12 protein-coding genes are annotated in these 12,569 nt (G+C 53.4%); all 12 read right to left on the reverse strand.

Going from position 1 to position 12,569, the window contains the following annotated elements:
* Positions 1-203: 203 nt before the first annotated feature.
* A complete protein-coding gene (locus AB1500_08655) occupies positions 204-1,826 on the reverse strand; it encodes a DHA2 family efflux MFS transporter permease subunit (protein MEW6183232.1) in 1,623 nt (540 codons plus the stop codon).
* Positions 1,827-1,969: 143 nt separating this feature from the next.
* Positions 1,970-2,320 carry a hypothetical protein gene (locus AB1500_08660; protein ID MEW6183233.1) on the reverse strand — a complete coding sequence of 117 codons (351 nt, stop codon included), beginning with the start codon at positions 2,318-2,320 and terminating at the stop codon, positions 1,970-1,972.
* Between the two features lie 5 nt (positions 2,321-2,325).
* Complete coding sequence (locus AB1500_08665) at positions 2,326-2,988, reverse strand: efflux RND transporter periplasmic adaptor subunit (GenBank protein ID MEW6183234.1); 663 nt, start codon at positions 2,986-2,988, stop codon at positions 2,326-2,328.
* A 249-nt stretch (positions 2,989-3,237) separates the two neighbouring features.
* Positions 3,238-4,485, reverse strand: coding sequence for an efflux RND transporter periplasmic adaptor subunit (locus AB1500_08670; protein MEW6183235.1), 1,248 nt, complete (start codon positions 4,483-4,485; stop codon positions 3,238-3,240).
* 274 nt (positions 4,486-4,759) lie between these two features.
* Complete coding sequence (locus AB1500_08675) at positions 4,760-5,284, reverse strand: MarR family transcriptional regulator (GenBank protein MEW6183236.1); 525 nt, start codon at positions 5,282-5,284, stop codon at positions 4,760-4,762.
* A 528-nt stretch (positions 5,285-5,812) separates the two neighbouring features.
* On the reverse strand, positions 5,813-6,724 hold the full coding sequence (locus tag AB1500_08680; GenBank protein MEW6183237.1) for a heme o synthase: 912 nt from the start codon (positions 6,722-6,724) through the stop codon (positions 5,813-5,815).
* Between the two features lie 79 nt (positions 6,725-6,803).
* Positions 6,804-7,214, reverse strand: a complete 411-nt coding sequence (locus tag AB1500_08685) for a hypothetical protein (protein ID MEW6183238.1) — start codon at positions 7,212-7,214, stop codon at positions 6,804-6,806.
* 182 nt (positions 7,215-7,396) lie between these two features.
* Positions 7,397-8,755 carry a germination protein YpeB gene (gene ypeB, locus AB1500_08690; protein MEW6183239.1) on the reverse strand — a complete coding sequence of 453 codons (1,359 nt, stop codon included), beginning with the start codon at positions 8,753-8,755 and terminating at the stop codon, positions 7,397-7,399.
* A gap of 285 nt (positions 8,756-9,040) precedes the next feature.
* Positions 9,041-9,733, reverse strand: coding sequence for a spore cortex-lytic enzyme (sleB, locus tag AB1500_08695; GenBank protein ID MEW6183240.1), 693 nt, complete (start codon positions 9,731-9,733; stop codon positions 9,041-9,043).
* A 518-nt stretch (positions 9,734-10,251) separates the two neighbouring features.
* The gene (cutA, locus tag AB1500_08700; protein MEW6183241.1) at positions 10,252-10,560 is read right to left on the reverse strand and encodes a divalent-cation tolerance protein CutA; all 309 of its coding nucleotides are present in this window, start codon (positions 10,558-10,560) and stop codon (positions 10,252-10,254) included.
* A 67-nt stretch (positions 10,561-10,627) separates the two neighbouring features.
* Complete coding sequence (locus AB1500_08705) at positions 10,628-12,037, reverse strand: cobyrinate a,c-diamide synthase (protein ID MEW6183242.1); 1,410 nt, start codon at positions 12,035-12,037, stop codon at positions 10,628-10,630.
* Positions 12,038-12,207: 170 nt separating this feature from the next.
* Positions 12,208-12,525: a TusE/DsrC/DsvC family sulfur relay protein gene (locus tag AB1500_08710; GenBank protein MEW6183243.1), complete on the reverse strand. Its 318-nt coding sequence runs from the start codon at positions 12,523-12,525 to the stop codon at positions 12,208-12,210.
* Positions 12,526-12,569: the final 44 nt, after the last annotated feature.

Raw genomic sequence — 12,569 nt, forward strand, 5'->3', positions numbered from 1 at the left:
TCAACACAATCCCCGGTGAGACTGCTGCAAAACTGCGCCTAGCAATTGGGAAGTGCGAGGTAGGAAGTTAGAGGTGAGAGAACTTGAAGAATTCGCTTCGCGAATTCCATGTCTTACAACCAACATCTCGCATCCCACCTCTCATTTCGTGGTCCCTGGGACCTTTACTAAGTTTGACTGCCGAAAGACGTTAGGTTATTTTTCTACCGATTAAGTTCGTTTTGCAACGCTCCCGGGGCTTTCATCCCCCGCGAGGCCTTGAAGATTTCCTCCTGCCTGCGATGCTCGGCCTCAACCCTTTTTTTAGTCAACCACGACGCGAGCGGCAACGCTATTAGTATAAGCACGGTGGCCACCAAAAAAATATCTCCTACCGCCAAAACCTGGGCCTGTTTCATTACCACTCCGTTCAGCAGTCCGGGAGTCGCCGATTTAGCAGCAGCCGATCCTACAAGTGCGGCCACTTTGGACTCTATCTCGCTGTAGTTAAAATACCCAAGCGGCGTCAATACACTCACGTTTTCCGTAAGACGTTCCGCATGGAAAGCCATACGGTTGACTAAAACGTAAGTCACCAGCGAGACGCCGAAAGAGGCTGACACCTGCCGGATTACGCTCATCATTGCCGAAGCCTGCCCCGTTTTGGGCCGCGGAATGGTGTTCATCCCGGCGGTCATCAGCGGCATCATCGCAAGTCCTAAACCGGCACTCCTTATGCAGAGAAGAAGCTGAAGGTGGTGTACCGGCATATCGGCGGTTATATGTCTTAAATGGTAAGTGACTAAGCCTATTATCACCAATCCCAACACACTTGGAAACGCAGCTCCCATCTTGTCGAAGAGTTTTCCCGCCACCGGCATGAATACACCTGTAATCAGCGCAGCAGGCATAAGGATGAGCCCGGTCTGCATCGGCGAATACCCCTGAACATTTTGCGTGAAAATGGGAATCACAAAAACCCCGGTAAACAAAGCGATAAACACCAGACTCGATCCGATTGAGGCCAGGACGTAGGTTTTGTTCTTCAAAAGTCTAACGTCCAAGACCGGCTGCGGCGTTTGTAACTCCCAAAAGAAAAAAAGCAACAACCCAAACAAAGAGAAAACCAGGAGCGTAACCGTACTTTGGGCCGTCCAACCCCACTCTTGTCCTTTACTCAAGGCGAGAAGAAGTGCAAAGCAGGAACCGCTTATTAGCCCTAGTCCTACGAAATCCAACTTCAGCCTTGAAAGACGCGGTGTTTCCTCTAAGAACAGCAAGCCCAAAAGAACGGTGAATACCCCCACCGGAAGGTTGATATAGAAAATCAGCCGCCACGAGAAGGTATCTACAAGATACCCGCCGAGGGTCGGACCGATAGCAGGCGCCAGGGTCATTGTCAACCCCCATACTCCCATAGCCATGCCGATCTTATCTTTAGGCCATATACGGTATAACATAGCCATGCTCAGCGGCTGCATCATGCCGCCGCCGACGGCCTGAAGCGCCCGGGCGGTGACGATGGAGGACGTGTTCCAGGAAAACCCGCAAAGCATGGATGTTACTGTAAAAAATGCGATACTGCCGAGGAAAATCGTTTTATATCCGAACCTGTCTCCCAGGTACCCAGTAGCGGGTATTACCATTCCGCCCACGAGGAGATAAACTGTTAAGACCCACTGAATTTGGTCGGTGGAAGCGTTGAAAATCGCCATCATCCGCGGCAGGGCGACGTTTACAATGCTCCCGTCCAGCACCGCCATAAAGGTGCTCAGAATAAGGACAAAGAGAGCGCCCCAAGGCAAATGCGCCGAATGAGCTGATTCTGTTCCAGGCTGGCGCGGCATTAATTACCCTACCCCCAACACAACAGTCGTCGGTAGTCGGCCGTCAGTCCGGATTGCCGCATAAGCCGCTGCGTTAATTTCCTTTTTCCCGACGCGCAACTTCCGACTGATGATTTACATGAAATTACTTTTATTTCTCTTAATTAACGCAACCCAAGATCGTTTTCTACCCCATTGCGGCGCCGGACCTCCCCGCCATCCCTAATCTTTCCCGGCGCTTGCGCCATTTCTCCTCCTCGTGCCGCGGTGACCGCCGCAAGAACAGCAGCCATTAGGAAGGCCGGTACCAAAGCAACCGGCAGCAATATCAGTCCCGTCTGCATAGGGGAGTAAATTTGTATCGTCGGGGTAAACACGGCGGAGGTGTTAAAGACCGCCATCAACCGTGGAATGGCTACGTTTACCGCGCTGGCCTGGAGAATGACCATAAAACCCCCGAAAACCAGAACGCTTAAAGACAGCCAAGGGATGTGATCGTCTTCGTGATGTCTCATTCCCGCTAACCCCGGAGATGGATGCGTACTGCGGCACTCTGATTAAGCCTCAGCGGAACGTCCCCCGGGTCTTCGATGAGCACCTTCACGGGCACCCGCTGGATTACCTTTACAAAACTTCCGCTGGTGCTTCGCGTCGGTAAAAGCGAATAAGTAGAAGCCATCGCTTCCTGGATTTCAGAAACACGCCCGTTAAATACCCGTGAGGGAATGCCGTCGACCGTAAAGGTTACCTTCTCGCCGAGTCTGACACGGTTAATTTTCCCTTCCTCCACATTCACTGTGAGGAAGACGTTCCGCATATCCGCCAGCATTATAACCGGTTGACTGGGTGCTATAACCTCGCCCGGGCGGTTCAGGACCTTCAGCACCACCCCCGTCACCGGCGCTTTTACCAGGGTAAGATCAACATTACCACCGGGGGGCAGGGAGGCGTCATCAACCCGTGCCAGAACCTCTCCGGCTTCCACCGTACACCCCTCGGAGGTGCGCACCTCCAGAAGCCTTCCCCCCAGTTGGGGTCCGGCTTTATAAATGATCCCGTCGATATAAGCGTCTTCGGTTTTGATATAACGGGAATTATTATACCAATAATAGAAGGTTACTGCGGCCAGACTGGCAATCATCACAACCAGAACCGCTAAAACAACCCTTTTGGACGCGGCCACAAATTTTCCCCCCGTTTTAGTTCATTCATACTCATTACTGAAACTCATCGGAATCAGACATTTTCGCCCGGTCGAGCCAAAGGTTACGCGGTCATAAAAGCAGCTGCTTCACAATTCTCCAGGTAATCCCGGCGCCGGAGGTAGTCCCGCTATGTTTTTGGGACCAACCGCAAACGAGGGTCCATAGAGAAAACTTCTTTGCCGTAACTTCGGTCCACAAATAGGAATCGACATACGGCGGCCTCCCGTTTAATCTTGTTTTATCACCGATACCCCGGTGCCGTCGTCCAGCCTTTCCTGCCCTAAAATCACCACCTGCTCGCCGTTTGACAGACCTTTTATCACAACGATATTTCGTCCGTCGGATTCACCGGTATCAACCCTTCGCAGGACGGCTTTATTCCCGCGCACGACAAAGACCGCCGTGGTGTTGTTACGTATGACCACCGCGTTACGCGGCACAAGCACCGCCGCAGCCGAAACACCCAGGTCGGTCTCGGCAAACATGCCGGGTTTAAGCAGATGCCCGGGGTTGGAAACCTTTACTTTTACCATATAGGTCTTGGTCTTTGGGTCCGCTGCCGGGCTTATGGCGCTGATTTCTCCCGTAAAAGGCTCATCCCTGACCGCGCCGACAAACACCTTCACTTCCTGACCGGCTTTCAGCTTGTTCACCTGCTGCTCCGACGCCCCGCACTCCAGCGTCAGCTCGTTGATGTTGACGATTGTAAGCGCCGGCGTCGCCATAGAAGACAGCTCGCCCGGGTCTATGTTCCGGGCGGATACAACGCCGCTGATCGGAGCCTTCAGCACCGCGTTGGCGGCGTTTATCTCGGCCGTGGCCAGAAGCGCCTGACTGGCGCTTAGCTGAGCGGGCTTAAGATGCTCTTTATCGTCGACCGCCTGCTTGTATGCAGTTTCCGCCTGACTCAGACCGGCCTTGGCATTGACATTAGGCTGCTCGTACCGTGTTTCAAAATCAGCCTGCGAGATCGCCTCCTGCTCAAGAAGGAGTTTGCCCCGTTGGTAGGTGGCCTCGCTCAGCCGATAGTTTTCTTGCGCCTGTTCCTGCGCCGCCTTGGCCTTTTCTACACCGAGCCGGGCCTGCTCAATACCCGCTTCGGCCAGCCTTAATCCTGCTTCCGCCGAACGTACCGCCGCTTCCAGCTCCGGCGCATCCAGTGTCAGCACCACCTGTCCGGCCTTGACTTCCTGGCCGACCTCAACCGGGACTGTTCCCACCCTGCCGGGTATCTTCGGGCTCAGGTTTACCTCTTCCGCAGCCATCACCCTGCCGGTCAAGATGTCCCCGCGGTTCAGCCGGCCCAGCGCGGCTTTGGCTATGGTTACAGGAACCACTTGTCCCACTGATTTTCCGCCCTTCGCCGCACGGCTGGCGCATCCCGTCACGGCCGGTACGAGCACAATACATAAAAGTAATACCCACAGCGCCGCCACCGGCAACCGGCGGTCGCTCCGCCATTTCCACAGTCCCATAGCCGTCTCCCTTTCCTACTCCCTCTAAAATAAGCGTTCTTTCGCAGAGCGCGGTGATAAGCTGCGTATAGCTAATCCGGAAGTGAGAGACAAGATGTTAGAGGTTAGAATTCTTGAAGGAATTCGCTCACGAATTCCTTCTATTTTTCCGACTTCCAACCTCCAACCTCTAATACTGTACGCTCCGGCCTGTCCCTTCCAGGCTTTCGCGCTCTACTTGCTTCTCTCCGCGCTCCACATTCCGCTACGTTCGTAAACTGCCATTTTACCATTTTCATTCTTCAGATGGAGCCGCCCCCGACCGCATGGTGAACTCTTCTTCCTGAAGTTTTGTCAACACCGCTTCCATAATTCGGTCCAACGCCTTTATATCCTCCGCCGTCAACCCGGTAAAATAGCGCAAAAACATATCCTTCCGAGCAGTCTGCGCCTGTGCCAGCACCTCCCCCCCTTCCCGGGTAAGCTCCATCCGGACTACCCGGCGGTCTCGCTCATCACGGCGGCGTTCAATCCAATTCGAACTCACCAGCTTGTTTGCCAGCACCGTCACCGCGGCTAGTGTCACCCCGAGTTCCGCGGCAACCTCCGATACCGTAGACCGGCCTTTTTCTCCAAGGATCCGTAAAAAATAATACGGGCCTCCGCCTACCGCTGCAAAAAGAGGAAGTTCTTCGTGGCGGCCTTGCCCGGTGGATTCTTCCCCGTGTCCGGCCCCTTCAACCACTGTTTTTTTCAGACGGGCGGAAAAGAGCCTCATCACTTCTTCTACCTTTGCCAGGCAAGACTCCACCTCATTCATACATACTTAAACCTCCAAATAGTTTAATTGATTAATTATTTTATAAGAATACTTCCCTGCGGGACCTCAGTCAAGTAAATTTTTACTGCTTATAAAAGCTCTGGAGGGAGTGAATGCTCCCTCCTTACATATACGTCCCGAAAAGTCAAGAAAAACCGTAAGTAATTATTCAGGCACCACGTTGGGCGTGTCGATAGGCTGAATAGTAACAACCGGCAAGACATGGTTCAGACCTCTGACATCCTGCATCTTACATCCGTTTTCGACCTCCGGGGCCTTTTTAAGATTGAGTTCCGAAAACCGTTGGGTTGTCTTTTTTCTGAAAATTAGTTTTGTAACATTCTCCGAGGCTTCCGTCTCCTTTCAGGCTCTGAGAAAAATCGACGGATTTCGGTCATCTCCGGGTTTTTCACACCCGAGCCGGTAACCCGGCTGTCCCCGCACAAATACAAACGGTACCTCCGGAAGCTGTCCGCAACCGAAGATACCGCCGACAATGTTATACGTTATAAAGCTTAGCCCTAAGTGTTACCGTATACAAGAATCAAGAAGCATCCCGAGGAAAAGCAGGAAAAGGTACGGGCTCGAAAACTTGAAAAGCCGCCAGGCGTTTACCGGGGCAGGCCGCCTGCAGATATAACCGCTTAAAACGACCGCCACGGCGCCCAAAGGCAATGCGGTGGCCCAGTAAATAACACCCCAGTTGCCGACATAACCTATCCACAGCGACAGTGCCACCATCAACAGCACAGTCAAGGCAAGACAGTGCAAGGCTTTCTTAATATTTGTCACCACCGGAAGCATGGGCACCTGAACCCGGGCGTATTCCTCGCGGTAAAAAATCGCCAGGCTCCAGATGTGATTAGGGATCCACAGGACCACCAGACCCGCTATCAGAACAGGTAAAAGGTCGATCCTCCCCGTTACGGCCGTCCAGCCGAAGAGCGCCGGCAAGCCTCCGGAAAAGCCTCCGAGGATTATGTTCCAGGCACTCCTGCGTTTAAGCCACAGGCTGTAAATCCCCACATATCCCAGCATGCCGCCGCAAAGACAAACGCATGCCACCACGTTGAGCAACCAACCAAAAAGAAGCGCCGCGCCAAAAAGAATAAAACCCCAGTACAGCGCCCTCACCGGCGGGTTAATGCGCCCTGAAGGGATGGGGCGGTGGCAAGTCCGTCCCATCGCCGCGTCCAGGTCCCGGTCAACGTAACAGCTTACGGCGTTCGCCCCGGCGCACGCCAGGGTTACCGCCAACAGCGCCACCGCAGCCTGTTCCCAGGAAAACGCGGTCGTTTTCGCCGCCGCCACCATCGGCGCCACTGCTGTAAAAACCAAAAGCACCACCGAACGGGGCTTGGTCAATTCTATAAAAGCCTTAAAGATTTCCCAACGGCTAAGCGCCCGTTGTTCGGTTAAACACACCGTTCCTTCCGGCATGACCCCTCACCCTTCCTCCGTTACATTCTCTATCTAGAGTCACTGTCTTAAGATTTCGCATGGCTCCGGACGCTTATAATTATGTTCCGCTGTTCAATGCCTCTTCTTTACATACCGCCTTATTCACGCTCTCCGTATTACGGGCGCGACACGCACAGCCGGGTTCTTCTTGCGATTCATCCCCCGCCTGTGTTACAGAAGGAAGGAGAGCCCCCGCGATACAAGAAGAACCCCGGGCCGGTCCGCAACCGGCCAGCCACAACTTTAACCGCCCGCCGAAAAGCTGCCCGAAAAAGTAAGTGCCTAAGAGAATAGGGTACGAAAACCAAACAAACCCGATGCCGGAATGCACCCTGAGCATCACAATCGCGGGTATCGGCAAGTGAATCGCAAGAAACCAGCAGGTAGACCGTCGCGGTACATTTGCCCGCCAGTAACCAAAAGGGATGTTTATAAAAAAGACCGCCGCCGCGACAACGTCAAGGTGCACTGGCCATCCTCCTTATGGTTTAAATTATAACCAGCGAATGGAACGTTCGCAATAGTTAAGCCGAGCCCAAATACGAAAAAGCCGTGCCGACCTTGAACGCACGGCTTCCTCTTATTCCGAATGCCGGAGGATATTACTCTGTCTAAGATTTAACTCGGACGTAATCCGCCATAAGTTACTTTCTACATGGCAAGGATACCATCAGGTGATGTAAAAAGCTGGAGCACCTGTGCCTCCTCCCCGTTGGCGGCGTCGATGTATATAAGGAAGGTGTTCGCTCCCAAGGTGCTCTTGAATTCGTAGGTGAGCTTTTCATTTCCGCCGTCTGTAGGAATTACCGCCAGCCGCGAGTTTTCAACCTTCAGGTTCGGACTCAAAAAAGCGCGGGCCTGCTCCATGCTTATTTTAGGCTGAAGGGCTCCCCTGGCATGATGGGCCATAAGATAGCCGGAGGCCTCCATGCCGGTCACCCGCCCGTTGTCCAGAGCCACCGACACCTTTACCAGATCCGGATAAATAACAGTCCCCTGCTCTTCGCCCGCAAACGTGAAAGTGGCGATTCCGTTTTGCCTTATCCCGTACGTAAGGCGCATTTTCCCCAGACCGATTTTCGTCAGGTAGCCTTCGGCACGTCTTTGCGCCTCGGCTATGCCGACTTTCGGGGCGCCAATCTTTCTCCCTGTTACCAGCATCACCGGGTGCCCGCCTTTTTTACTTATCAGGAATGTCGCCCTATCAACCGCTTCGGCTCTGCGCCCGCTGACCTGAACCTGGAAAGACTGTATCCGCCCGCGTACCAGCCCCGTAACCTTTGCGGTGTACGTCGTACCTGGAGACCGGTCGATCCAAGCCAGCGCCCGGTCACGCGCGGTCGCGGCCGAAATCACCGGCCCGGTCAATCCCAGGGGGTTCCTGCGTTCCATGTGATCGGAAAAAGGCCCGTCGTAAACCAGCGTCGGGTAGGTCTGCATCTCCCTGTTCATCGCCCGGAAATCAGCGTGCTGGGGCGGACCCATCTCCCCCTTGCTTCCGGATGCCATTGCCCGCGGGATTTCCCAGAAGTCCGCCCCCCCTTTTGCAACACGCGCCTCTACCTGATGGAGTTCGCGGTTTAAAATTGTGGCCTGGTTATAAAGGCTTTTTACCCTTTGCCATTCTTCCTTGGTCACCGGCGCCCCGGTACCCGCGCGCCGGACAAGGGTGTTCGCGTAATCCCCCACCTGGGAAAGAAATTTTGCCGTGCGTCCCGTGAGCTGTGGCGACACGGGGATTTGTCCTAGATCCTCCTGGGCCATCATCGACTGCTGCCAGACCGAGGCAAAGATGGCGCTCGACTGTTCGCGCCCATTGACAACCAACCCTTTTCCCAGGAGAACTTCAACGTTCTGAGTTTTTGTAAGCAAATCATAGAAAGCGCGCTGATAGCGGTTGTTTAAACTTACCTCCATGCTCCGACGCGCTGTATACTGGTTATAGCCCCAGGCCGCAAAAGCGACGGCGATCAATCCTGTAAAGAAAAGCGAAAGGGCACCGAAGCGCATTCTTTTTACCTCCATTCTTTAGGAGGCCGCTGCAAAACTACGCCTGGCTGTTTCAGAAGTCGGATGCAGGGTGCAGGATGTCAGAAGTCAGATATCCCATAAAGCGTGAGATTCTTGGCTAACTCCCATAACCTTTTCAAACATCCGACTTCTTGCTTCCGACCTCTGTTTCCGCCATGCTTGTTTTTCCCGACCTCCGGGAACTTCTTCTAATTTTGATAACCGAAAGCTCATAGGTTATTTTCTACTGATTTATTTGTTTTACGCCACTCTCTTTGGATTACCTTATAAAGCAAAAACATGGTTGCCGATCTGCGAGATTATCTGGCGGGACCAGATCCACGCGCTTACAGGCTTGGCGGGATTCCAAAAAAACAGCGCCCCGCCTGACGGGTCCCAACCCGATACCGCCGATTCCGCCGCCCGGACGGCCTCTGTTGAAAGCTCCCGCCACACCTGGCCGTTTTCAACAGACTCAAACTCTCCGGGTTGAAAAATTACCCCGGCGATGGTGTGGGGGAAAGAAGCGTTCTGCGTCCTATTGAGGATGACCGCCCCTACCGCGACCTTCCCCTCAAAAGGTTCGTCCGCCGCCTCCCCCATTATCAATCTGGCAAGGAGCGTCACCGAATCGCGGTCCGAGACAGCGCCGCGGGAAACGGCAGGCGCTTCCTGTGCGGCGGCGGTCTGGATCCCCAAAGCCTCCCGTGTCTCCGGGCCTACCAACCCGTCCACGGCAATGCCGTTTTTCCACTGGAAGGTACGTACGGCATCAGCGGTTGCGTTTCCAAACACCCCGTCAACAGGCCCGTCGTAGTACCCCCAGGAAGCCAGACGTTGCTGTACCTGCGCGACTTCACCCCCGCTGACACCCCAGTGTAGGAGAAGATTCTGGGCTCGGGCGCTTAAGCCGAAGGAAAGGAGAATAAGCAAAACTAAGGTTACCAGAATGAATCGTACCACCCGCAGTGAGGTCATTTTGCACAAACCTCCTAGTAAATCACTTTATTAATGAAGGATACGCGTGAATTTATAAGCCTTATCAAAGTCAAGCTTTTTATCGCCTCCCCGTGGTTAACAAGTTTAATAACATCAGTGGCTGTTAATACCCAACATTGCAGCCATCGATACCAAGAACGGCACCGGCATCTATGTAATTACCGTAATTACTGTAATTACCATTACGTACACTTCATAAAAAGGTTGGAATAATGAGGGTTCGCACCTATTCATCACGAGAAATAATCTCTTCAAGGCTTAGTTTTACCGATTACGGGAGGAATATATAAAGTCGGTTAAAAAAATAAAAGGGCTTTCGCCCGTGGGGTTTAAAGACATGAAAGTCTACCGGTTTGCCGGCGTCTGTATACCTGCAATTCCACTTTCAGTCTAATAAACAATTATTATTAAAGGAATCAAAGATACCGTGAAGGATCGTAAACATCTTCAATTCATTGAAGAATGCAAAGCCATTAAGACGCGGCGGGTTACCGCGGTCAACGACCGACATCACATACCCATTCTATGAAGTCGGCATTGCCGCCGATAACAGGCACAACAATAATCGCCGGTACCGAATAACTATGTTGACCAAGTACGGCCTTTGTTACCGCCTCGACTTTTTCTTCTGCGGTTTTGGCCACCATTACGACCTCTTCTGCCTGTTCAAGATTTCCTTCCCAGAGAAAGAACGATTCTATGCCGGGGAAAATGTTAACGCAGGCCGCGAGACGCTCAAGTACCAACAGCTTACCGATACGCCGGGCTTCATCAAGATCCTTGAAGGTTATGTACACAAGCACCATTTTCAAATTATCCCGCCTTCATACTTTTCTCAAACGGGAGACCCCCCACAAATCCCAACCGGTGATTTCACGGATGTATCCCGACTGACCCTTTGTTGACACTCCTATATGCCAGAGCTTTTGCCACTAAGGACGGGGCCCACTGCGGAACGGCAAGGGCGTGAAAGTGACAGTACGATGCCAGGGTGTTTTTATAAACAATCCCGTCGGCCATACCGTTCACACCGTAGCCTCTCTGCACCGAAAAACCGAAGGTTACCGTCTCAGGAAGGTTGGCCACCGCGGAATGATGAAACTCGTGCCCGCGAAGCTCTTGTCCTTCCTGGAAGTAAGGGTTGTTCGCCAAGGACCGCAAACGCATATATCCGTGACCCCGCGGCTCGGTACCCATTATCACGTCAAAGGGAAAAGCATCGACCATCATGCTCCTCTTCCCGTTATAAGTAAGGCTCCGCGACAGATACATCAGGCCCCCGCATTCAGCATAAACCGGTAATCCGTTCTCTATCCCCTTCTTAATCGCCCGGCGTAAGGAAACGTTTGACTCCAGCCCTTCGGCGAAAACCTCCGGGAACCCGCCTCCGATATAGAGGGCGTCCACCGCGGGAAGACGTTCGTGTAAGGCGTCGATCAGGACAAGACTTGCACCAGCGTCTTCCAGCGCCTCAAGGTTTTCAGGGTAATAAAAGCTAAAAGCGCGGTCGCGAAGAACTCCCACGCGCACCTGTCCCTTTTGAACAGAACCGCCGGAGGGAGCCGTCACCGGAAATGCCGGGGCGGCCTCGGCAATTCGCAATACCTCCTGAATGTCAATGTACTTTTCGGCGCCGACACGCGCCTCTTCAACCGCTTCAAAAAGCTTTTCGTCTTCACCGACCGGCACCAACCCGAGATGGCGGTCCGGGATTTCCCACGCCTTGTTCTTCGGCAGTGCGCCCACCACCGGCAGGCCGCAAAAGCTCTCCACGGCGGCACGCAACATCCCCTCGTGCCGGGGCCGCGCATTGATATTATTAAGAATCACGCCGCGGATGTCCACTTCCGGGTCAAAATGTTGACACCCCATTACGATAGCGGCAACGCTTCTTGTCATCCTCACCGCATTTACAACCAGGATCACCGGACTCGCCAGGGCTTTCGCAATCTCGGCGGTGCTGCCGCTGCCTGCCAGGTCCACCCCGTCGAAAAGTCCCATGGCGCCTTCGATAACGGCAACGTCCGAGCCCAAAGCCCCCTTCGCCAGGCTCGCACGCAGCGTTTCTCTGCTCATGAAAAAAGCGTCCAAGTTTCGGCAGGGACGCCCCGCCACTTTGCCGAGCCAGCCCGGGTCGATGAAATCGGGGCCTTTCTTGAACGGCTGAACGCCCAAGCCTCTCGCCGTAAATGCGGCAATGAGCCCCAGTGTTACGGTTGTTTTGCCGGAACGGCCCTGGGGAGCGGCGATAACAATCCGGGGAACGTTAAAAGACGTCTTCAAGTTTAAAACCACGCTTCCATTACTTTTCAGGCATCTGCCGTAATTATATCTGATAGCGTGACATTAAAACGAGAGCTTATCAGGCAAATTCCCAAATTAGCCCCCTAAAAATTCCTTAACCCGGGGAGGCCTCCCCGGGTTAAGGGTATCTTGCCCAGAAAATATCTCAGTTACACACAGCCTGTGGGTTTCGGCAGACCCGCGATTTTACACGCGCCCTTGGCCGGACCCGTCGGGAAAAGCTCGTAAATCTGTTTTAGCGTGAAACCGCTGTTCTTGCAAAGCATGCGGATCATCGGCGCCACGCCGGTCCGCAGGTAGTATTCACGAATGTAGCGAACAACCTTCCAGTGGTCGTCGGTCAACTCGTTGACCTCTTCCAGCGGCGCTATCCCTTTTGCAAGTTCCTCATCCCAAATGTTCGGGTCGGTGATGAACCCATCTTCGTCAACCTCAACCTGTTTCCCCGCAATGTTTATCATTGCCATGCTCGAAAACACCTCCGTAAAATAATTGGTTTATCCCCCAAAAT

It is taken from the genome of Bacillota bacterium (assembly GCA_040755295.1).
Classification (GTDB): Bacteria; Bacillota; Desulfotomaculia; order Desulfotomaculales; family Ammonificaceae; genus SURF-55.